This window comes from Zetaproteobacteria bacterium (assembly GCA_003696765.1).
In the GTDB taxonomy this organism is placed as follows: Bacteria; Pseudomonadota; Zetaproteobacteria; order Mariprofundales; family J009; genus RFFX01.
Genome location: RFFX01000074.1, coordinates 1 through 20,313, shown reverse-complemented (window position 1 = coordinate 20,313; position 20,313 = coordinate 1). Strand labels below are relative to the sequence as shown.

General features: G+C 66.8%; 25 protein-coding genes. 22 read left to right on the top strand and 3 right to left on the bottom strand.

Annotation, left to right across the window (positions count from 1 at the left end; genetic code table 11):
- Positions 1-70: 70 nt before the first annotated feature.
- On the bottom strand, positions 71-613 hold the full coding sequence (locus D6682_07045; protein ID RMH50361.1) for a hypothetical protein: 543 nt from the start codon (positions 611-613) through the stop codon (positions 71-73).
- Positions 610-1,545, bottom strand: coding sequence for a cyclic nucleotide-binding domain-containing protein (locus D6682_07040; GenBank protein RMH50360.1), 936 nt, complete (start codon positions 1,543-1,545; stop codon positions 610-612). The genes D6682_07045 and D6682_07040 overlap by 4 nt, the downstream gene beginning before the upstream one ends.
- 243 nt (positions 1,546-1,788) lie before the next feature.
- On the opposite strand from D6682_07040, the gene D6682_07035 reads away from it, so the two are divergent.
- The 10 genes from D6682_07035 to D6682_06990 all read left to right on the top strand — a co-directional run bounded on the left by D6682_07035 (position 1,789) and on the right by D6682_06990 (position 11,320).
- Positions 1,789-2,634, top strand: coding sequence for a bifunctional DNA-formamidopyrimidine glycosylase/DNA-(apurinic or apyrimidinic site) lyase (locus D6682_07035; GenBank protein RMH50359.1), 846 nt, complete (start codon positions 1,789-1,791; stop codon positions 2,632-2,634).
- Positions 2,635-2,642: 8 nt separating this feature from the next.
- Entirely contained in the window at positions 2,643-3,344 is a 702-nt protein-coding gene (locus D6682_07030; protein ID RMH50386.1) for a nucleotidyltransferase family protein, read from the top strand.
- A complete protein-coding gene (locus D6682_07025) occupies positions 3,341-4,549 on the top strand; it encodes an FAD-dependent oxidoreductase (GenBank protein RMH50358.1) in 1,209 nt (402 codons plus the stop codon). Before D6682_07030 ends, D6682_07025 begins: the two co-directional genes overlap by 4 nt.
- Entirely contained in the window at positions 4,549-5,487 is a 939-nt protein-coding gene (locus D6682_07020) for an NAD-dependent epimerase/dehydratase family protein (GenBank protein RMH50357.1), read from the top strand. Before D6682_07025 ends, D6682_07020 begins: the two co-directional genes overlap by 1 nt.
- A 4-nt stretch (positions 5,488-5,491) precedes the next feature.
- Positions 5,492-6,052, top strand: a complete 561-nt coding sequence (locus D6682_07015) for an SIS domain-containing protein (protein ID RMH50356.1) — start codon at positions 5,492-5,494, stop codon at positions 6,050-6,052.
- Between the two features lie 3 nt (positions 6,053-6,055).
- Positions 6,056-7,522 carry an ADP-heptose synthase gene (locus D6682_07010; GenBank protein ID RMH50355.1) on the top strand — a complete coding sequence of 489 codons (1,467 nt, stop codon included), beginning with the start codon at positions 6,056-6,058 and terminating at the stop codon, positions 7,520-7,522.
- 165 nt (positions 7,523-7,687) lie between these two features.
- The gene (locus tag D6682_07005; GenBank protein ID RMH50354.1) at positions 7,688-8,368 is read left to right on the top strand and encodes a hypothetical protein; all 681 of its coding nucleotides are present in this window, start codon (positions 7,688-7,690) and stop codon (positions 8,366-8,368) included.
- 182 nt (positions 8,369-8,550) lie between these two features.
- On the top strand, positions 8,551-9,540 hold the full coding sequence (locus D6682_07000) for an NAD-dependent epimerase/dehydratase family protein (protein ID RMH50353.1): 990 nt from the start codon (positions 8,551-8,553) through the stop codon (positions 9,538-9,540).
- On the top strand, positions 9,537-10,370 hold the full coding sequence (locus D6682_06995) for a transketolase (GenBank protein RMH50352.1): 834 nt from the start codon (positions 9,537-9,539) through the stop codon (positions 10,368-10,370). Before D6682_07000 ends, D6682_06995 begins: the two co-directional genes overlap by 4 nt.
- Entirely contained in the window at positions 10,367-11,320 is a 954-nt protein-coding gene (locus D6682_06990) for a transketolase (GenBank protein RMH50351.1), read from the top strand. The genes D6682_06995 and D6682_06990 overlap by 4 nt, the downstream gene beginning before the upstream one ends.
- Positions 11,321-11,453: 133 nt before the next feature.
- Here the strand turns inward: D6682_06990 and D6682_06985 are convergent, their stop codons facing one another.
- The gene (locus D6682_06985) at positions 11,454-11,744 is read right to left on the bottom strand and encodes a thymidylate synthase (GenBank protein RMH50350.1); all 291 of its coding nucleotides are present in this window, start codon (positions 11,742-11,744) and stop codon (positions 11,454-11,456) included.
- Positions 11,745-11,815: 71 nt separating this feature from the next.
- Here D6682_06985 and D6682_06980 point away from each other — a divergent pair, with 71 nt between their 5' ends.
- From D6682_06980 to D6682_06925, 12 genes are all read left to right on the top strand, one after another.
- A complete protein-coding gene (locus tag D6682_06980; GenBank protein RMH50349.1) occupies positions 11,816-12,610 on the top strand; it encodes a thymidylate synthase in 795 nt (264 codons plus the stop codon).
- 116 nt (positions 12,611-12,726) lie between these two features.
- Entirely contained in the window at positions 12,727-12,990 is a 264-nt protein-coding gene (locus tag D6682_06975; GenBank protein ID RMH50348.1) for a hypothetical protein, read from the top strand.
- Between the two features lie 184 nt (positions 12,991-13,174).
- On the top strand, positions 13,175-14,581 hold the full coding sequence (locus D6682_06970) for a cytochrome-c oxidase (GenBank protein ID RMH50347.1): 1,407 nt from the start codon (positions 13,175-13,177) through the stop codon (positions 14,579-14,581).
- A 173-nt stretch (positions 14,582-14,754) separates the two neighbouring features.
- Positions 14,755-15,633 carry a cytochrome oxidase gene (locus D6682_06965; protein RMH50385.1) on the top strand — a complete coding sequence of 293 codons (879 nt, stop codon included), beginning with the start codon at positions 14,755-14,757 and terminating at the stop codon, positions 15,631-15,633.
- 18 nt (positions 15,634-15,651) lie between these two features.
- Positions 15,652-16,305, top strand: a complete 654-nt coding sequence (locus D6682_06960; GenBank protein RMH50346.1) for a hypothetical protein — start codon at positions 15,652-15,654, stop codon at positions 16,303-16,305.
- A 328-nt stretch (positions 16,306-16,633) separates the two neighbouring features.
- Entirely contained in the window at positions 16,634-16,843 is a 210-nt protein-coding gene (locus D6682_06955) for a hypothetical protein (GenBank protein RMH50384.1), read from the top strand.
- Between the two features lie 94 nt (positions 16,844-16,937).
- Entirely contained in the window at positions 16,938-17,204 is a 267-nt protein-coding gene (locus D6682_06950; GenBank protein ID RMH50345.1) for a hypothetical protein, read from the top strand.
- Between the two features lie 70 nt (positions 17,205-17,274).
- Positions 17,275-17,790, top strand: coding sequence for a cytochrome c (locus tag D6682_06945; GenBank protein RMH50344.1), 516 nt, complete (start codon positions 17,275-17,277; stop codon positions 17,788-17,790).
- A gap of 63 nt (positions 17,791-17,853) precedes the next feature.
- Complete coding sequence (locus tag D6682_06940; GenBank protein ID RMH50383.1) at positions 17,854-18,330, top strand: hypothetical protein; 477 nt, start codon at positions 17,854-17,856, stop codon at positions 18,328-18,330.
- On the top strand, positions 18,327-19,361 hold the full coding sequence (locus tag D6682_06935; GenBank protein RMH50343.1) for a formylglycine-generating enzyme family protein: 1,035 nt from the start codon (positions 18,327-18,329) through the stop codon (positions 19,359-19,361). The genes D6682_06940 and D6682_06935 overlap by 4 nt, the downstream gene beginning before the upstream one ends.
- Complete coding sequence (locus D6682_06930) at positions 19,358-19,585, top strand: hypothetical protein (protein RMH50342.1); 228 nt, start codon at positions 19,358-19,360, stop codon at positions 19,583-19,585. The genes D6682_06935 and D6682_06930 overlap by 4 nt, the downstream gene beginning before the upstream one ends.
- A 25-nt stretch (positions 19,586-19,610) precedes the next feature.
- Complete coding sequence (locus tag D6682_06925; GenBank protein RMH50341.1) at positions 19,611-19,940, top strand: hypothetical protein; 330 nt, start codon at positions 19,611-19,613, stop codon at positions 19,938-19,940.
- The last annotated feature ends 373 nt before the right edge of the window (positions 19,941-20,313 follow it).

Here is a 20,313-nt window from a genome sequence, read left to right as displayed (position 1 = left end):
CCCTTCCGCGGCCGCGGCGCCTCGCTCTTGGGCGGCCATCCCCAGCCCTCCCGACGACAACGCCTCCTCCTCAGTCGAACGAAGCATGGTCCTCGAGGCGGGCGCGCAGCGCCCGGATCGTCTCCTGCAGCTGGGTGATCTCGTCTCGCTTGTCGCGGGCGCAACGCTCGCGCTCCATCTCGTGTTCCAGTTGCATCCGCTCCATCTCCCGCCGCTGGCGGGTGATCGTCTCCTTCAGTTGTACCGCCTCCTGCGCCGCCTCCCTGCGCACCTGCTCCACCGCCTCGGTCTGCTCCACCGCCTGGGCCTCGAGCCGCTCCCGCAGCGCGGTGACGGTCGTCTTGAGCTGGGCGTTCTCCCGGCGCGCATCGCGCAGCGCCGCCTCCACCGCCTCCTTTCGCGCCGCCTCCGACTCCTCCAGCCGGTCGCGCAGCGCGGCGATGGTCGCCTTGAGCTGTTTGTGCTCCTGCTCCGCCTCCCTGCGCGCCCGCTCCACCGCCGCCCTCCCCTCCTCATGGGCCTGCTCCAGCGCGCTGCGCATGGCGTCGATGGTGCGCCGCAGTTGACGGATCTCCAGCTCCGCCGCGTGGGGGTGCTCCATCGTCGGGGTCACAGGAGGGGGTGCGCCTTGCGCTGATGCGGGTCGCAGTAGCGGTCGAAGGGGACCAGGCGATCGACGGTCATCCTACGCGCCCGGTCGATGCCGGTCGTCCCGGCGAGCAGGTCGCATTGGCGCTGCAGAAGCCGGCGGCTGTTCTCGTAGAGAGCGAGGGCGAAGTCGATGTTGCCCATGCGGAAGGTGTGGAGGGTCTCGTTGCTGATACAGAAGGTGGTCAGCGGGGTGTGGGCGGTCACCGTCATGATCCGCTCCGGTACGTCGAGTACCGCGATCTCCCCCACCTGATCCCCCGGGCCGAAACGGGCCACCTCCACCACCCGTCCCGGCGGGTCGGAGAGGGTGATGCTTCCCACTGCCTCCCCTTCGAGCAGCAGGTAGGAGCGGCGGATGTCCCGGTCGTGCTGACGCTGCAGCTCCGCCCCCGCGGGAAAGCGTACCATGGTTCCTGTGTGGTACATCGACTGCCGCACCTCCGCCGGCAGGACGGAGAAGAGCGAATTGAGCGCCAGTGCCGTGTGGACCATCCGCCGTTCCATCACCAGGTCGACCGCCCGGCGGAAGCGGCCGTTGCCGTCGTATTGCCGCCGGACCAGCCGACCCGGCACCCGCCACACCTCGCCCGCCGATTCGGCGTGGATGGAGGCGGTGGTCCGCCGGTCCTGCAGCAGCGATTGCTCGCCGAAGATATCGCCCGGGCCGATGAACCCGATCGGGATCTGCCGTCCCCGGTGGGTTCGTTGGGCCACCATCCGGCCGGAGGCGACGAGGTGGAGGTCGTCGTTGCGCTTCTCCTCCTCCAGCAGCCGTTCGCCGGCGCACACCGCAATCCGGCGCGCCGCACGGCGGAACCCGGCCAGCTCCGCGTCGTCCAAGGTGGCCAGGAGCGGGAAGCGCTCACCAGTCAGGATCCGATCAGCACCGTCCATGATCAGGGTGCATCAACTCCCTCCGAGGATCTCTTGCACGACGGCGATCGAAGTACGCTTTTCGATCACGCGGCCTAGAAACGGGGGCGCTTGCCTGGGCAAGCTCCGGTTATGTGCGACCGTCCTGGTCGCGAATGGTGGTTTCGCAAGAACACCATCATCCATCCGGCAACCATAATCGCTCTGCCGCATCGTTGGCAACCGTGCTTGCATCCGCGCTCCCGTGCGGGCTACCTTCGCGCCATGCCGGAGCTGCCCGAAGTCGAGACGGTGCGCCGTGGGCTTCAGCGCCATCTGCCCGGCCGGAGGATCGTGGCGGTGCATTGCAGCGGGATGCGGCTCCGCCGGCCGTGGCCGGAGCGGATGGAGGAGCGGCTGGTCGGCCGCCGTTTCACCGCCGTCCGCCGCCGCGCCAAGTACCTGCTGCTGGAGACCGACGGCGCAGGCCTGCTCTGCCATCTGGGGATGAGCGGCTGCCTGCGCATCCTGCCGCCGGGGGGGGGCGCTCCCGCCCATCAGCACTGGCGTGTCGATCTCGATGACGGCGCCGCTTTGAGCTTTGCCGATCCCCGCCGCTTCGGGCTGGTCGATCTGGTCGTCGGGAAGGAGGGGTGGCGTGACCACCCGCTGCTGTGCCGGCTCGGGCCGGAGCCGCTGGAGCGCTCCTTCACCGGGACGTGGCTGCAGGAGGTGTTGCGGGGGCGCAGGCGCAGCATCAAGGCGCTGCTGCTCGACGGCCGCATCGTCGCCGGCATCGGCAACATCTACGCCAACGAGGCGCTCTTTGCCGCGGGGATCGATCCGCGCCGCCCGGGGGGTGCGCTCGATGCCGGGGAGTGCGCGCGGCTGGCGGGGGCGATCCGCTCGGTGTTGACGCAGGCCGTCGCCGTCGGCGGCAGCACCATCCGGGACTTCGTCGGCAGCGACGGCCAGCCGGGCTATTTCGCCCACCGGTTCCGCTGTTACGGCAGGGAGGGGGGCGCTTGCCCCCGCTGCGGTGGGGGAAGGATCGTCCGGATCCGGCAGGAGGGGCGCAGCAGTTTCCTCTGCCCGCTCTGTCAGCCGCCGGGGCGGGGCGCGCCGGCGTGAGCCGCGGCCTGCGCGCCCTCCTGTTGGCGGCGGGGGTGGGCAGCCGGCTGCGCCCGATCACCGAGCGGATTCCGAAGTGTCTGGTGCCGATCCACGGTGTCCCGCTGCTCGACTACTGGTTCGGGCTGCTCTTCGACCAGGGGGTCGATCGGGTGCGGGTCAACACCCACTACCTCGCCGATCAGGTGGTCCACCACGTCGCCTCCTGCCGTTGGCGCGACCGGGTGGAGCTGGTCCACGAGCCGCGGCTGCTGGGGACGGCGGGCACCCTCCTGGCCAACGCCGACTTCTGCCGGGGTGGGAGTTTTCTCGTCGCCCACGCCGACAACCTCACCCGCTTCGATCTGGCGGCGTTCGTCCGGGCGCACCGCGCCCGTCCGCCCGGAGTGGTCGCCACCATGATGACCTTCCATACCGACACCCCCCAGAGCTGCGGCATCGTCGAGCTGGACCGGCGCGGCATCGTCACCGCCCTCCACGAGAAGGTGGCCGATCCGCCGGGGAACCTGGCCAACGGTGCCGTCTATCTGTTCGAGCCCGACATCCTCGACCGGATCCGCGCCGTGGGCGTCCCCTGCCCCGATCTGAGCCGCCACCTCCTGCCGCAGCTCCTCGGGAGAATGCAGGCCTTCCACAACGACGACTACCTGCGGGACATCGGCACGATCGATGCCCTGCGCAAGGCGGAACGGGAGTTTCCGGGCGGATGAGCGGGGTCCGGCGTGTCGATTTCCTCGTCGTCGGGGGAGGGGTGATCGGGCTGGCGCTCGCTCTGGCGCTGAAGCGGAGCTTCGGCGACTGCAGCGTGGCGGTGATCGAGAAGGAGCCCGCATGCGGCCTGCACGCCAGCGGCCGCAACAGCGGTGTGCTGCACGCCGGCTTCTACTACGGCGCCGATACCGCCAAGGCGCGCTTCTGCCGGGAGGGGAACCGCTGGTGGAGCGACTACGCCCTGGAGCGCGGTCTGGAGATCAACCGCTGCGGCAAGCTGGTCGTCGCCGCCGGGGCGGGCGAGCTGCCGGTGATGGAGGAGCTGCTGCGGCGGGCGGGGGCCAACGGGGTCCGGCTGGAGCGGTTGACCCCACAGGAGGCGCGGGAGGTCGAGCCGCGGGTACGCACCGCGGGGTGTGCGCTCTATGCCCCGCAGACCGCCACCATCGATCCGTCGGCGGCGATGGCGGCACTCGCCGCGGATGCGGATGCGGCGGGGGTGGCCATCCATCTGGAGACGGCATTTCTTTCCCGTCGGGGAAAAAGGATCCACACCTCGCGCGGCCCCTTCGATGCGGGATATGTGGTCAACGCCGCCGGCCTCCATGCCGACCGGATCGCGCGGGAGTACGGCTTCTGCCAAGGCCACTGCATCCTCCCCTTCAAGGGGCTCTACCTCTACGCCCGAGAGGGGTTCGCGCCGGTGCGGACCAATATCTACCCGGTTCCCGACCTCGATTACCCCTTCCTCGGCGTCCACTTCACCGTCGATGTGCGCGGCCGCTGCAAGATCGGCCCGACCGCACTGCCCGCCCTCTGGCGCGAGCACTACCGCGGGCTGGAGAACTTCCGTCCGGGGGAGGCGCTCACCATCGTGGGGCGGGAGATCGCCCTTCTCTGCAGCAACCGGTTCGGTTTCCGCAGGCTGGCGTGCGCGGAGCTGCGCAAATGTTCGCGCCGCCGCCTGACCGCCTTGGCCTCACGCATGCTTGCGGGGGTGGGCGAGGGCGACTTCCGCCGCTGGGGGCGTCCCGGCATCCGGGCGCAACTGGTCGATCTCCGCCGCAACCGGTTGGAGATGGACTTCCGCTTCGAGGGCGATGAGGGTTCGTTCCACGTGCTCAACGCGGTCTCCCCCGCCTTCACCTGCGCGGTCCCGTTCGCCCGATACCTCGTCTCGCGGATCAAGGAGCTTCTGGCCTGATGCGGATACTCGTCACCGGAGGATGCGGCTACAAGGGCAGCGTCCTCGTCCCCAAACTGCTCGCCGCAGGCCATCGGGTGACGGTGGTCGATGCCCTCTGGTTCGGCAACCATCTGCCGGAGCACCCCCGTCTCACGGTGGTGCCGTGCGACCTGCGGCAAAGCGGTGATGTACCGCTCGACGGGGTGGATGCGGTCATCCACTTGGCGTCGGTGGCCAACGACCCCTGCGGTGATCTGGATCCCAAGCTGACCTGGGAGGTGGGGGCGCTGGCCACCATGCAGCTGGCCGACCGGGCGGTCCGCTGCGGGGTGGAGCGCTTCATCTACGCCTCCTCCGGCAGTGTCTACGGCGTGCGACAGGAGGCGGAGGTGACCGAGACGGTTCCGCTGACGCCGATCTCGGAGTACAACAAGACCAAGATGGTCGCCGAACGGGTACTGTTGAGCTACGCCGATCGCATGGTGGTCCAGATCGTCCGGCCGGCGACGGTATGCGGCCTCTCCCCCCGCATGCGGCTCGACGTCTCGGTCAACATGCTGACCGTGCAGGCGCTGGCCCGCGGGCGGATCACCGTCTTCGGCGGCGGGCAGACCCGCCCCAACATCCATATCGACGACATCACCGACCTCTATCTCTTCCTGCTCGACCACCCGGAGTTGCGCGGCATCTACAATGCCGGCTTCGAGAACCTCTCGATCCTCTCGATCGCGGAGATGGTGGCCGAGCGGATCCCGGCGGAGATCGTGGTGACCGGTTCCAACGATCCCCGCTCCTACCGGGTCAACTCCGACAAGCTGCTGGCGACCGGGTTCCGACCGCGCAAGTGTGTGGCCGACGCCATCGACGAGATCGCCGGGGCCTGGCGTGCGGGGCGGCTGCGTGACGACGAGGGGTGCTACAACCTGAAGGTGATGAAGCGCCTCGCTATCCGGTAGTCCGATGCCCACCTTCTACCGGAGCTACGCCGATCGGCTGAGCGCGCTGCTCGCCGGCTTCGACTGGGGGTGCCTGATGGCGCTGACCCGTGCGGTGGAGGAGACGCGCCTGCGGGCGGGGCGGATCTTTCTCTGCGGCAACGGCGGCAGTGCGGCCAACGCCGTCCATATCGCCAACGATCTGCTCTACGCCCCCGTCGTGCCTGCGGTGCGGGCGGATGCGCTCAGCGCCAACATCGCGCTGGTCACCTGCATCGCCAACGATGTCGCCTACGAGGAGATCTTCGCCCGGCAGCTGGCGGCGCAGGCCGGGCGGGGGGATCTCCTGATCGCCCTCTCCGGCAGCGGCGATTCGGAGAACATCGTCCGGGCCATCGATCGGGCGCGGGCGCTGGGGGCGAAGAGCGCCGCCATCGTCGGCTTCGACGGCGGTCGTGCGCGGGAGCTGGCCGACGTCGTCGTCCACTTCCCGGTGGACGACATGCAGCTGGCCGAGGATCTCCAGCTGGTCGTCGGCCACATGCTGGCGCGGCGGCTGGCCCGCGGCGGCGGGGAGGGGGGGTAGGCGGTGTCCCGGCCGAAGAGCGTCTTCGTCTCGGGCAACTTCAATGTGCTCCATCCCGGCCACCTTCGGCTGCTTCGTTTCGCCCGGGAGTGCGGGGATCGGTTGATCGTTGGTGTGGCCAGCGACCGCATCGCCGGTGAGGGGGCCCACGTGCCGCAGCAGTTGCGGCTGGAGGGGGTGGAGAGCATCAGTTGGGTCGACGAGGCATTCATCTTCGACGAGGCCGTCGAGGCGGTGATCGGGCGGCTCCGCCCCGATGTGGTGGTCAAGGGGCGGGAGTACGAGGGGCGGTACAACGTCGAGCAGGCCGCCGTCGACCGCTACGGCGGGGTGCTGCTCTTCAGCTCCGGCGAGGTGGTCTTCTCCTCCATCGATCTGATCCGGCAGGAGTTCACCCTGGCCGAGCGCCCGGCCATCCGGCTGCCGCGGGATTTCATGGAGCGGCACGGCATCACGGTCGAGGGGTTGGCGGAGCTGATCCGCTCCTTCGCCGGCTTGCGTGTCTGCGTCTTCGGCGACCTGATCGTCGACGAGTACATCACCTGCCAGCCGCTGGGGATGTCGCAGGAGGATCCCACCGTGGTGGTCACCCCGATCGACTCCGTCCGTTTCGTCGGCGGGGCGGGGATCGTCGCCGGCCACGCCGCCGGGTTGGGGGCGCATACCGACTTCGTGTCGGTGACCGGCAACGACGCCGTGCGCCGTTTTGCCCGGCGCCGGCTGGAGGGGATGCAGGTCCGTTGCCATTTGCTCCGGGACAACAGCCGTCCCACCACCCTCAAGCAGCGCTACCGCAGCCGGGGGAAGTGTCTGCTGCGCGTCAGCCACCTTCACCAGAGCCCGATCTCCTCCCGTCTGCAGCAGCGGATGAAGCAGCGGCTCCGGCGCGCCCTGGCCGATTGCGATCTTCTGGTCTTCTCCGACTTCAACTACGGTTGCCTGCCGCAGGCGCTGGTCGACTGGACGATCGACCGTGCCGCCGCATCTGGCGTCATGATGGCCGCTGACAGCCAGTCCTCCTCCCAGATCGGGGATATCGGGCGCTTTCGCCGGATGGAGCTGATCACCCCTACGGAGGCGGAGGCGCGGATCAGTACGCGCAACCATGAGGATGGACTGGTGGTGCTGGCCGAACAGCTGCGCCGTCGGGCGCAGGCGCGCAACGTGTTGCTCAAGCTCGGCGAGGAGGGGGTGCTGGTCCATGCCTGCATCCAGAGCAGCAGCGAGTGGCAGACCGACCGTATCCCGGCGTTGAACCGCGCACCGCGCGACGTCGCCGGTGCCGGGGACAGCCTGCTCATCGCCGCCGCCATGACCCTGGCCGTGGGCGGCGATATCTGGGAGGCCGCCTGCATCGGATCCCTCGCCGCCGCCATCCAGGTGGGGCGGCTGGGCAATGCGCCGCTCTCCACCGACGAGCTGCACACCACCTTGATGCGGCATGCGGTGGTGGATGGCGATGGGGGCTGAGGCACGGCGCCGCTTTGTTGCGGCACCGGCATTCGCGGCCACGGACGGCCGCGCAAATCAAGGGTCTGCGTAAGCAAGCGATTGATTTGTAAGGCGATCTAAGACCGCGTTCTTCGATCGCCGCCCAAGCAAAAAGTCCATGGAGGGAATTTTTGCGATTTCATCATGAATGTCGTTTGGGTGGCAAGCTACCCCCGTTCCGGGAACTCGTGGATGCGGCGGTTCATCAGCTACTATCTGACCGGAATATTCGGGGACGAGATGGTCCGCCAGGTCTGCCCCGATCTGCATGAGCTCTTGCCGATGGGTCGGGGGCTGAACGAGAACTACGACGGTTCGATTCTGTGCAAGAGTCATTTCGTCCTCTCCCCGCAACATCCATACTTCTCCCGTACCGCGGGGATCATCTATTTCTGCCGGTATCCGAAGGATGTGTTGTTGAGCTGTCTGCAGTACCACAAGGACGAGAAGACGATGGAGATCGAGAGTGACGCGGCCTATGCCAGGGCGTTCATTCAGAACATGGGTGATCCGAGGTGGAAGGCGATGGGGATGGGCAACTGGGTCGAGAACGTCGCCTCATGGTTGGCCCGCTCGGCCGACCATGCCCATTGCCTGTTTCGTTATGAGTCGCTGATTCGCGATACCGAACGGGAGCTGGTGCGCCTCGCCCGGTTTCTCACCCCCGACGAGGAGATCCGCATGGACCGGATCCGGGTCTTCATCGAGAGCCAATCAGGCCATACCCCGAAGAGCATGCAATCGCTCGACCGGATCGAGCAGGGGCTGGACGAGCTCTTCGACGAGCGGTTCCACGACGTCCTCTCCCTGCTGGGTTATGCCTGATGGAATCGCAACAAGTCCATCCGTGGGCTTTTTGCTTGACGGGGATCGAGGGGCGCGCTCTTCGATCCCCGTACAAATCCATCGCTTGCCCACGCGAGCTCTTGATCTGCGCGGCCGTCCGTGCCCGCGATGATGGTTGCTTGCGAAACCATCATGTCTGACGGACGACGGGAGGGGGCGGCGTGATCGGGCGCATCCTCGTACTCGGCAGCAACTCCTTCTCCGGCGCCAGCTTCGTCGATGCGGCGCTGGCCGAGGGGTATGCGGTGGTCGGCGTCAGCCGCTCGCCCCAGCCGCACGAGGCCTTCCTGCCCTACCGATGGCGGCGGCACGATGCGCCGTTCTCCTTCCACCGCTACGATCTCAACCATCATCTCGATGAGATCGCGGCGCTGATCCACGAATTCCGCCCCGACTACGTGGTCAACTTCGCCGCGCAGAGCATGGTGGCCCAGAGCTGGGAGCATCCCGACCACTGGTACACGACCAACGTGCTCGCCATCGCCCGGCTGCACGAGGTGTTGCGCCGCTGCGACTTTCTGAAGCGGTACATCCATATCTCGACGCCCGAGGTCTACGGCGACTGCAAGGGGGAGGTGCGGGAGGGAACCGTGTATCGCCCCAGCACCCCCTATGCCGTATCCCGGGCCGCCGCGGACATGCACCTCAAAGCCTGCTTCGACCTCTGGCGCGTTCCCGTCCTCTTCACGCGCGCGGCCAACGTCTACGGACCGGGGCAGCAGCTCTACCGGATCATCCCCAAGACCATCCTCTCCATCCGGAAGGGGAAGCGTCTGCGGCTGGACGGAGGCGGCCGTTCCCGCCGCTCCTTCATCCATATCGATGACGTCTGCCGCGCCACGCTGCGGATCATGCGCGATGCCCAGCCTGGGGAGATCTATCACATCGCCACCCGGCAGGTGGTGACCATCCGGGAGCTGGTGGAGCGTATCTGCCGGATGATGGGTGCGGCGTTCGACGAGGTGGTCGAGCCCGCCCCCGAGCGGCCGGGCAAGGATGGCGCCTACCTGCTCGACAGCACGAAGCTGCGGGCACTCGGCTGGGAGGATCGGATTCCGCTGGAGCGGGGCGTCGCGCAGGTGATCGGCTGGGTCGACCGCTGGGAGTCGGTGCTCCTGGAGATGCCGGACGAGTACATCCACAAGCCGTGAGCCCCGCCGGATTGGAAGAGATCGCGCGGGAGATTCGCCGCCGCATCGTGATCAACGCCCACCGCAGCTCCACCCCTCATCTGGGCTCCTGCCTCTCCTGCGTCGACATCCTGGTTTCCGCCTACTTCCATGGATTGCGCATCCCTCCCGAGGCACCCGACGACCCCGGGCGCGACCGGTTCGTGCTCAGCAAGGGGCACGGCGCGCCGGCGCTCTTCCAGGTGCTGGCCCTGCGCGGTTTCTTTCCCGAGGCACGACTGGGGGAGTACGGCGGAGAGGGCGCCATCTTCGCCGAGCATCCCCCCCTTCCCGGGCAGGTGCCCGGCGTCGAGGCGGCGACCGGCTCGCTCGGGCACGGTCTGCCCATCGCGCTGGGCATGGCGCTCGCCGCCCGTATCCGGCGGCTCCCCTATCGGGTGGTGGCGTTGCTGGGCGACGGCGAGTGCAACGAGGGGAGCGTCTGGGAGGCGGCGATGACCGCGGCGGCACAGCGGCTGGGTCATCTCATGGTCATCGTCGACTACAACCGCTGGCAGGCCACCGGCCGCAGCGATGAGGTGCTGGCGCTCGCTCCATTGGCGGAGAAGTGGCGGGCCTTCGGCTGGAGGGTGGTCGAGATCGACGGCCACGACATGGCGGCGTTGGCCGGGATCTGGCGGCTTCTGCCCGATGCGGCAGGCGCGCGCCGGCCGGTGGCGGTGATCGCCCGCACCGTCAAGGGGAAAGGGGTCACTTTCATGGAGGACGACAACAACTGGCACTACCGCATCCCCACCGGGGAGGAGCTGGAGGCGGCGCTGGCCGAGCTCGATGGAGGGGCGGGCGGGTGAGGAACGCCTTCGCCGACGAGCTCACCCGGCTGGCCGGGGAGGATCCCTCCATCGTCTTGCTGTCGGGGGATATCGGCAACCGGATGTTCGACCGGTTCAAGCAGCACTGCCCCGGCCGTTTCTTCAACTGCGGCATCGCCGAGGGCAACATGATGGGGATGGCCGCCGGAATGGCGCTCTCCGCGCTGCGGCCGGTGGTCTACACCATCGCTCCGTTCACCACCTACCGCTGCTATGAACAGATCCGGGTGGATCTCTGCTACCACCACCTGCCGGTGGTCATCGTCGGCGCCGGCGCCGGCCTCACCTACGCCCGGCTCGGTCCGACCCACCACTCCTGCGAGGATCTCGCCGTCATGCGGGTGCTTCCCGGGATGACCGTCTTCGCACCGGCCGATGCGCCCGAGCTGCGGCAAGGGTTGCGGGCGCTGCTCGCCCGGCGCGGGCCGGCCTACATCCGGATCGGCAAGAAGGGGGAGCCGGTGGTCACCGACGACGCACCGGAGTTCCGGCTCGGCCGGGCCCGCCCGCTACGTCGGGGGCGCGACCTCTCTCTGATCGGCACCGGTACGCTGCTTTCCGTGCTGATCGAGGCGGCCGGGCTGCTGGAGCGGCGCGGGATCTCCGCTGCCGTCGAGGGCTTTCATACCGTCAAGCCGCTCGATGGGGAGCGGCTGGAGTCGATCTTCTCCCGGTACGACGCCGTGGTGGTGGCCGAGGAGCACAGCCGGCTGGGAGGGCTCGGCGGGGCCGTCGCCGAGTGGCTGGCCGGGCGCGGCCCGATGCGGGGGCGGTTGCGCCTCCTCGGCACCGACGACGCCTTCCTCCACACCACCGGCGGCCACCGCTACGCGCGCTCTTGTTTCGGCTTGTCGGCCGAAGGGATCGCCGATCAGGCGGAGGAGCACCTCCGCCACATCCGGGGGGCGGAGTCGATGCGGCGGGGGTGACGGTTCGCCGTCGTGCCCGGTGGGGGCACGGGGCACCGGGGCGGAATCCGATCGCACCGCCTCGCTCCATGGCCGCGCCCGTCGTTGTTCCCCTGAGGCGAACACGTTCTCGGACGGACTTTTTGCGATCCGATCATCGATCGAGACGGTACCAGCGCGCCTGTTCCCTCCGCCAGAAGGCGGCGCGCTCCTCCGGGTCGACTACGCCGTCGTGGTTGGTGTCCATCGCCCGGAAGCGCTCCTCGGCGCGTTGGGCGACCATGGCCATGTATTCGTCGAGGGAGACGGCACCGGAGTGGTCGGTGTCGAGCTCCATGAAGCGGGCGACGATTCGGTCGCGCACCCCGGGGGCGGCCCCGGCCGGGGCGGGGGGGAGTGCGATCCCGATGCAAACGAGCAGGGAGATGGATAGCATGGCGCGCATGGGTGGCCTCCTTGTGATCTTCAGGGCGACGCGCGCAGGCTAGGATCGGGGCGGGCGCGGGGGAAGCGGGCGTGCAGGCCTATCTCGAGCTGATGCGCCGGGTGCTCGACGAGGGGGTGGAGAAGCCGGATCGCACCGGCACCGGCACCCGATCGCTCTTCGGCTACCAGATGCGCTTCGATCTTCAGCAGGGCTTTCCGCTGGTCACCACCAAGAAGATCCATCTCAAGTCGGTGATCCATGAGCTGCTCTGGTTCCTGAGCGGCTCATCCAACATCGCCTACCTCAAGCGGCATGGGGTTTCCATCTGGGACGAGTGGGCCGACGAGGAGGGCGAGCTGGGGCCGGTCTACGGCGTGCAGTGGCGCTCCTGGCCTGCGCCGGATGGTCGCACCATCGATCAGATCGCCGGGGTGGTGGAGCAGATCCGTCGCAACCCCGACTCGCGGCGGCTGATCGTCTCGGCGTGGAACGTGGCCGAGATCCCGCGCATGGCGCTGCCCCCCTGCCACACCCTGTTCCAGTTCTACGTCGCCGGGGGGCGGCTCTCCTGCCAGCTCTACCAGCGCAGCGCCGACATCTTTCTCGGGCTGCCGTTCAACATCGCCTCCTATGCGTTGCTGACCATGATGGTGGCGCAGGTGACCGGTCTGGCCCCGGGCGAGTTCATCCATACCCTGGGCGATGCCCACCTCTACCGCAACCACCTCGATCAGGCGCGGTTGCAGTTGACGCGCACCCCCCGTCCGTTGCCGCGCATGGTGCTCAACCCGGGGGTGACCGATCTCTTCTCATTCGGTTACGACGACTTCCGACTGGAGGGGTATCGCTTCCACCCTCACATCAAGGCGCCGGTGGCGGTCTGAATGGCGGGGGGAGGTGTTGACAAGTCGGATGGCGCGGTCCTAGTGTTCGCCGGCTTGATTAAAATCCATTCATCGTGGATTCATTGGATGGCATACCAAGGGAAAAGGAGGGCTGAATGAAGGGTTCGATATGGCTGATCATCGTCCTGGGGATGACGACCGGCATGGGCAACGGCTCGGTGTTCACCTGTGCGTTCCTGTTGGCCGTGGGGCGTGCACCGTGGGACACCGCGGGTCTGTGGGGGACGGATCCATACAGCATCCTCAACTATCAGGGGGTTGCAGACTGGATCATGATCATCTTCGGGGTGGCGTTCTGCATCATCATGCAGTACACCTTCAAGCTGCATGCGGTCATCGAAGGGTTCCAGAAGGAGTAGGAGGAGAGAATGGGAACGATTGCATCGATTCTCGGGGTGTTGCTGGCCTTCTCCAGCATGTGGTTCGCCTGGTATCTGCTGATGCCGGGCCAGCATGACGAGGAGCTGCACGACGACTGAGGTTCGTCGTGCTGTCCGCCGGTTCCGTGTGAGATCCTGAAAGAAACGACAAAAGGAGTGATGCATGCTTAAGTATCTGTTTGCCAAAGAGGAGGAGATCCCGCAGGGGACGAGCGCGATCTTCTTCGCCTTCTCGTCCATCGCGTGGTTCATCATCGGGACGGGGCTCGGGTCGTTCAACGCGGCCAAGCTGGCCTTCCCCGATTTCTACCACAACGTCTACTGGCTGCAGTTCGGCCATATGCGTCAGGTGCATGTCCACGCCGTGATCTTCGGCTGGATCGCCATGGCCTTCGCCGCCTCGATGATGTACATCACCCCGGCGTTGGGCAACACCAAGCTGTGGAGCGAGAAGCTCGGCGTCTGGAACTGCCTGCTCTACAACGTCGGGCTCTGTCTGGCGCTGGCGCTGCTCTGGTCGGGGATGACCTCCGGCCGGGAGTACTCCGACCACATCTGGCCGATCGATCTCTACATCGCCTTCGTCATGGTGGTGCCGTGGGCGCTCAACGTCTGGATGACGATCCTCAACCGCCGCACGCAGGGCATCTACACCACCAACTGGTTCTTCGGCGCCTGCATGTTCATGACCATCATCGTCTTCCTCATCGGCAACCTGCCGGAGTGGTTCCATCTGACCGGTCTGAACGAGGCCTACATGACCTGGTGGTTCGCCCACAACGTCCTCGGGCTGTTGATCACCCCGGTGGCGGCGGCGATCACCTACTACATCATCCCCAAGATCACCGGCAATCCGCTCTACTCGCACCGGGTGGGTCACCTCCACTTCTGGTCGATCGTGGTCTTCTACTCCACTCCGGCGGCCCACCACCTGATGGGTTCGCCGCTGCCGGAGTGGCTGAAGTCCTTCGCGTCGGTGGAGGGGGTGCTGATCCTGGTGCCGGCCATCGCCTATGTGTGCAACATCATGCTGACCATGCAGGGCAAGTGGACCATGTTCGTCACCAATATCGAGGTGAAGTTCGCCATGACCGGTGTCTTCCTGGCCATCCCGCTCAACATGCAGGGCGGCTTCCAGCAGACCCGGGCGATCAACTGGTACATCCACGGCACCGGCTGGATCGTGGCCCACGCCCATCTGGCGCTGCTCGGCTTCTCCACCTTCGCCGAGGCGTCGGCGATCTACTACGCGGTCCAGGTGTTGCTGCGGCGCAAGCTCTACTCCAAGAGCCTGGCCAACTTCCACTTCTGGATGGTGTTGATCGGCTTCTCGCTCTACTGGACCTCGATGACCATCGCCGGGCTCATCCAGGGGGCGGCCAAGATCTACGAGGTGCCCTACATCGACGTGGTGATCGCCGAGCACCCCTACATGATCGTCCGCTGGCTGGGCGGCAGCATGGTCTTCTTCGGCAATATCGTCTGGATGTACAACATGTACATGACGGCGATCGCCGGTCGTGAGGTGCCCGTCGGCCGCCAGCCGGCCGAGGTGGCCTACGAGCGCTGATCGCGCCTGCCGCCTCCGGGCCGCACCGGGGATGGGCGGTCCGGAGGCCGAGGCCATGCGGATGGATTATTGCATTGGTAACGTGAAAACATTATCTGAAGGGAGGAAGTTCCGTGGCATTTCGTGAATACAAGATCGGATGCGTGATGTTCGGGGTGGCGCTCAGCTCCTCGATGTTCATCACCATCTTTCTGCCGGGGCTGGACATCTCCAGCATCGGCTCGACCGAAGAGGCGCTCAAGAAGCAGCTCACCTACGGCTGGGAGTCGGGCTTCAACTACTACGACCCCTTCCTGCGGGGCAAGGACAAGCCGATCAAGGTGGTGCTGACCAAGGATCCGGCGACCGGCAAGCCGATCGACAAGACCGAGGCATATGTCTTCAAGCCGGGCACCCACTTCCCCAACGGGTTGACCCACGACAACATCATGGGGGACAAGCAGCTCGCCCTGAGCAACAGCAAGGGGCGGCTCGGCGAGGCGAAGGAGGAGCGTGGCGGCGTCTTCCTGGTCAGGGTGGATAGCGCCTCCGGCGTGCCCTATGTGGAGTACGCCACTGCGACCAAGGGGTGGACGGTCGATGCGACGCTCAAGGCGGCCGATCAGCAGTTCATGGCCGGCTCCGGCAAGACCATGTTCATCCGCGAGGGGTGCTGGTGGTGCCACACCTTGCTGCCCGAGGAGACCCAGGACTGGCAGACCTTCGGCCGTCCGCCGGTGGTCGGCGACTTCAACGGCGAGTCCCCCACCACCTTCGGTTCCGACCGCAAGGCGCCCGACCTGCTCCATGTCGGGGCGCGCAACTCTTCGCGTGAGTGGATGACGCTCCACTTCTTCAACCCGCGCCTGGTGCAGCCGCACTCGATCATGCCGCGCTACAACTACCTGTGGGGCAAGACCGACGCGCACGGCAACGTGATCGACCGCGAGGCGTGGGATCGGGAGTACCTGGCCTACGAGCGGGGCGAGCGGGCCTATCCGCCCGAGGTACCCGATCCGGCACCGGACAGCGAAGCGCGCTACCTGATCGATTTCGTGCTCAATCTCAAATAAGGGGAGGTATCGACAATCATGGGATGGACCTTTGCACACCCGCTCTATTCCCTGGCCACCGAGGACCAGAACAAGGAGGCCAAGTACCTCTGGGAGCATGAGAACCTCGGTGGGATCAAGGAGAACAACAACCCGCTGCCCCGTCCGATCATCGGGCTGCTGGTGCTGACGATCCTGACCGCCTTCTCCATCACCTTCCCGCTCTACGGCCAGCGGCCGACGGCGGCGATCTTCGCCGACTATGTCACGCTGATGAACTCGGCCGAGGTGCAGAAAGTGCTGCACGACAAGAGCCTCACTCCCGAGCAGGCCGATGAGAAGGCGATGGCGCTGATCACCAAGACGCTGGAGCGGTTCGACTCGCCCTACACCTTCCAGCGCCAGCAGCACCACATCACGATGAACCAGCTGCGGGCGATCGCACCGAAGATCATCGAGCTGCAGCGCAGCGGCGCGGACCTGGAGGAGTACACCATCGTCGGCCCGACGCTGGGCAAGGCCAACTTCTTCAACATCCAGCCCGACGGCACGGTGATCGCCAAGCAGCCGTGGTGGGACAAGGGGTATGCGATCGACGTCTTCTGGATCCTGGCCTTCTGCCTCTCCGTGGCGATCGCTGTCAAGCGGCTGCCCCACTTCACCTGGCAGCCCGACCATTCGAAAGCGCACTGAGGAGGATCGCAACGATGATCGATCTGGACAATCCGCAAATCGTTGGCCTGCTGGTGATCACCATCGCGCTGGTGGCACCGGTCGTCTACGGCATGTTCGTCGACAACCACAAGAAGGGGACCGAGGATCCGAGAACGGTGAAGTTCTAGGATCGGGAGGAGCCTTTCCGGGGGAGTAAGCGCCGCCTGCATGGGCGGCGCTTTTTTTTTCGCCAGAAGTGGAGTAGCGTTGCGTCATGCACCGCCTGCTCTCGATCGCGATCGCGCTGCTGGTTCCGGTCGGGGCGCGGGCCGGTGAGGGCGCCCGCTACGACCTCGGCGTGGAGAGCATGCGCTCCCACGGCTACAGCGTCGGGATTTTCGTCTTCATGATGGTCTCGATCGCCCTCTTCGTCGGGATCATGGTCGGCTTCTACCGCATGGATCGCGATTCCGGGGTCAAGCGTGGCGAGTGGGTTCTCTTCGCCATGATCGCCTTCGGTGTGGTGGCGGCGGCGATCTTCGCCGGGGTGCAGCTGCTCGGCGGTTTTCTCTTTTGACGGCTCTGCAAGGAGCCGGCATCCGTGGCCATGGAGGGCCGCGCAAGACGGAAGCTTGCGCATGCAAGCGACGGTTTTGCGATTCGATCACAACATGAGTTTCGATTTTCAAGATGGTTGGACGATCTACATCTGGCTGATCAGCGGCGCGCTGATCCTGGTCGCCGTGGTCTTCGGCATTCGTTGGGCGGCGAAGAACGAACAGTTCGACGAGGATATCAAGTATCTGGTCTTCGACGAAGGGGACGAGAAGAAGATGGACCCGGCCGAGTTCGCCAAGATGCGCGAGGTGACCGAGTATCAGGAGAAGCGCCGCGCCGAGATCCTGCGCCAGCGGGAGGAGGAGGCCCGGCTCGGTTGATCCGCATGGCAGCCAACGGTGGCGTGCCAATCGTCGGGAGGGAGGCGACGCGACAGCGGCCGATCGGCCGATGAAGCGGGGGGAGCGGTTTATCGCCGGCGCCGTGGCGCTGGTGGTCGTGGTGGCACTTGGCAAGGCGCTCCTCTTCCCGCCGGAATCGCCGAAGGAGCGTGATTCCATCCCCTTCTACTCCACCGCCGACCATGATCTGCAGGTGCGTGCGGCCGATCTCTACCGGAGGCTCGGCTGTCGCGACTGCCATTCGCTGTGGGGTGTGCGCAACATCACCCGTTTCGTGCCGGCGCCGGCGCTCGACGGCATCGGCTCCTGGCGCAGCGAGGAGTGGCTCTACCGCTACTTCTCCTCGAGGAATCCGCAGCGGATGCTCCCCTCACGGCTCAAGCCGAAATACCGCATGCCCTCCTACGCCCATCTGCCCAAGGAGCAGCGGCGGCTATTGGCGCGCTACTTCGCCAGCCTCAAGGTGAAGGATTGGTATCTGAAGCAGGCGCGGGCGGCGGAGTACGAGAAGCTCACCGGCCGCAAGCCGCCCGAAGAAGGGAAGGCGGCCGAACCGGAGCACTAGATGGGACGGCCGCAGCAATCCGACGACCACCTGTCGCACGATCCGCTGGCCGGGCTCAAGGCGATGCCGCAGTGGGGGCCGAAGTGGATGCGCTTCGCCTTCGCCTTTCCGGTCGGCTGCCTGATCATCCAGAGCGGCATGCAGTGGCTCCATGTGCGGCTGGAGTGGTTCTATGGGCTTGAGACATTCTCGCCTGCCTGGGTGGCGATGATGCTCGTCGTCCCCTTCGTCGCGGGGATCGCGGTGGGGGTGATCTACGGCTTCGGCGGCAAGTATCTGGCCCACTTCCCCCCCCTGGCGGTGCTGGGCTACGCCTACTACGAAAGCATGACCCATCCCCTGCCGCAGGGGGTTGAGCTCCTGCCGTGGCAGCTCTTCGGCTTCGTCACCATCCTGCAGATGGAGCTCTCCGCCTTCGGCGGGGTGGTGGGCGAGCTGATCATCCGCCGCCGGATCGGGTGGGATCCCGAACGGAAGCCGCGTTGGGCCGACAGCGAGCCGCTGCCGGAGGACGACGAGGAGGAGCGGCCGGCGGAATGAGACGACCGCGGATTCCCGCCTCAGGCGCCGAGCGCGCCCGGCGCAAACGGGTGGCGGTGGCCACGCTGCTCACCTGCATCGCCGCGGCGATGATCGGCGGCTCGCTCCATGTGATGGTGCTGGGGTCGAAGCGGATGGACGAGATGCGGGCCAAGGCCGGCTACGACCCCAGACAGATGGCCAGCCACATCCGTGCCGCCGGCGAGGAGATCCAGATCCAGCTCGAGCACGAGGCGGCCGGGGGCAGGCGGCGGACCTACACCGTGGAGGAGGCCGATTCCCTGCTCACTCAAGCCTGGTGGAAGGAGCTGGCCAAGATGGTGGTCATCCCCGCCGGCCCGTTCCTCATGGGTACAGACGACCCGCGCAGCAACATCGGCAACCGGCCGCAGCACCGTGTGGTGCTCAAGCGTTATGCCATCGACAAGTATCCGGTGACCCAGGCGCAGTACGCCCGCTTCGTCGCCGCCATGCACTACCGTCCGCCACTCAACTGGGTCGACGGGCGTATCCCGCGCGGGTTGGAGCTCCATCCGGTGACCATGGTCTCGTGGTACAACGCCCGCGACTACTGCAAGTGGGCGGGCAAACGGCTGCCGACCGAGGCGGAGTGGGAGAAGGCGGCGCGCGGCACCGACGGCCGCCGCTGGCCCTGGGGCAACGATCTGCGTACCGACGCCATGAACACCTACTACTCGGTGCGCCACACCACCCCGGTGAACCGCTATCCGCAGGGGGCCTCGCCCTACGGCGTGATGGACATGGCCGGCAACGTCAGCGAGTGGACCGCCTCGGTCTACGCCCCCTATCCGGGGAGCAAGGCGGATGCGAAGCTCTTCCGGCCGCAGGATCTCGATCCCGACTACCAGGCGGGGCCGGACGAGAAGGCGGGTCGGGCGATCTACCGCGTGCGCCGCGGCGGATCGTGGAAGAGTGATCCCTTTGCCACCTCGACCTACCACCGCAACTATTCACGCCCCAACTACGCCTCCGATTTCTTTGGATTCCGCTGTGCCAGGGAGTTGCCATGACCGATGCCACACGCCTGATGTTGCTGCTCGGCGCCCTGCTGGCCGCCCGGCCGGCATCGGCGCTGGACAGCTACCGCTTCCTCCACGTGACCATCAACACGCCATGGGTCATCTTCATCCTGCTCTTCTTCCTCGTCTTCGCGCCGATGATCCTGATGGTGATCCTCTACTGGCGCCACGCGCTGTGGAACCGGGATGAGGATGAGGACGACGATGTGCTCTAGAGCGGCCGCCCTCCTGGCGCTCCTTTTGGCGATGCTGCCGCCGCAGGGCGCGTCGGCCGCCGCCGCGGCCCCCTCCTCGGGTGAGGGGAGCGTGGTGCGGATGATGCATCGCTTCACCGCCGGTCAGGAGGAGGAGAGTCCGCAGCGCCGGATCACCTTGCAGAGCAAGCGCGAGGTGCTCTTCTGGATGGGCGCGGGGCTGCTGGTCGGCCTGCTGGCCACCGCCGCCCTCGGCCTGGGCATGGCGCTCTTCGGCAGGGAGTGGTTCGTCGCCCACATGATCAGCGCCGGGCTGACCGTCACGCTGGGGATCGCCCATGCGGTGACGGCGGTGGTCTGGTTCTGGCCCTACTGACCCCTACGGTTTCCTGATTTGCCCGATCACGGCGTCGAACATGCTCATGTGCGGGCGGAGCACACGGCTGGTGTTCTCCTTGTGCTCGGGCAAATCAGGGGCGGCGTCCCGAGGCTGTTTTCCGATCACGGCGTCGCGGTGCCCCCGGTTCCCGGCTAAACCGGCAACGGGCGCGGCGACGCCGGCCGGATCGCTCCCCCTATGACAATAGCATGATGCAAGCGCTGCTTCCCCTGCTCTATTTCGCCTCCGGCATCACCGCGCTGGCCTACGAGGTGCTGTGGATGCGGCCGCTCGCCCTGCTCTTCGGCGTCGGCAACCTCGGCGTGGTGGTGACGGTGGCCTCCTTCATGGCAGGCCTGGGCCTCGGCGG

Excerpts from the sequence above, each read along its gene's own strand:
- D6682_06935 (RMH50343.1), top strand. The coding sequence starts at position 18,327 with ATGAGACGACCGCGGATTCCCGCCTCAGGCGCCGAGCGCGCCCGGCGC.
- D6682_06955 (RMH50384.1), top strand. The coding sequence starts at position 16,634 with ATGCGCTCCCACGGCTACAGCGTCGGGATTTTCGTCTTCATGATGGTC.
- D6682_07020 (RMH50357.1), top strand. The coding sequence starts at position 4,549 with ATGCGGATACTCGTCACCGGAGGATGCGGCTACAAGGGCAGCGTCCTC.
- D6682_06945 (RMH50344.1), top strand. The coding sequence starts at position 17,275 with ATGAAGCGGGGGGAGCGGTTTATCGCCGGCGCCGTGGCGCTGGTGGTC.
- D6682_06965 (RMH50385.1), top strand. The coding sequence starts at position 14,755 with ATGTTCATCACCATCTTTCTGCCGGGGCTGGACATCTCCAGCATCGGC.
- D6682_07035 (RMH50359.1), top strand. The coding sequence starts at position 1,789 with ATGCCGGAGCTGCCCGAAGTCGAGACGGTGCGCCGTGGGCTTCAGCGC.
- D6682_06975 (RMH50348.1), top strand. The coding sequence starts at position 12,727 with ATGAAGGGTTCGATATGGCTGATCATCGTCCTGGGGATGACGACCGGC.
- D6682_07015 (RMH50356.1), top strand. The coding sequence starts at position 5,492 with ATGCCCACCTTCTACCGGAGCTACGCCGATCGGCTGAGCGCGCTGCTC.
- D6682_06985 (RMH50350.1), bottom strand. The coding sequence starts at position 11,744 with ATGCGCGCCATGCTATCCATCTCCCTGCTCGTTTGCATCGGGATCGCA.
- D6682_06960 (RMH50346.1), top strand. The coding sequence starts at position 15,652 with ATGGGATGGACCTTTGCACACCCGCTCTATTCCCTGGCCACCGAGGAC.
- D6682_06950 (RMH50345.1), top strand. The coding sequence starts at position 16,938 with ATGAGTTTCGATTTTCAAGATGGTTGGACGATCTACATCTGGCTGATC.
- D6682_07005 (RMH50354.1), top strand. The coding sequence starts at position 7,688 with ATGAATGTCGTTTGGGTGGCAAGCTACCCCCGTTCCGGGAACTCGTGG.
- D6682_07040 (RMH50360.1), bottom strand. The coding sequence starts at position 1,545 with ATGGACGGTGCTGATCGGATCCTGACTGGTGAGCGCTTCCCGCTCCTG.
- D6682_06940 (RMH50383.1), top strand. The coding sequence starts at position 17,854 with ATGCCGCAGTGGGGGCCGAAGTGGATGCGCTTCGCCTTCGCCTTTCCG.
- D6682_06930 (RMH50342.1), top strand. The coding sequence starts at position 19,358 with ATGACCGATGCCACACGCCTGATGTTGCTGCTCGGCGCCCTGCTGGCC.
- D6682_06970 (RMH50347.1), top strand. The coding sequence starts at position 13,175 with ATGCTTAAGTATCTGTTTGCCAAAGAGGAGGAGATCCCGCAGGGGACG.
- D6682_07025 (RMH50358.1), top strand. The coding sequence starts at position 3,341 with ATGAGCGGGGTCCGGCGTGTCGATTTCCTCGTCGTCGGGGGAGGGGTG.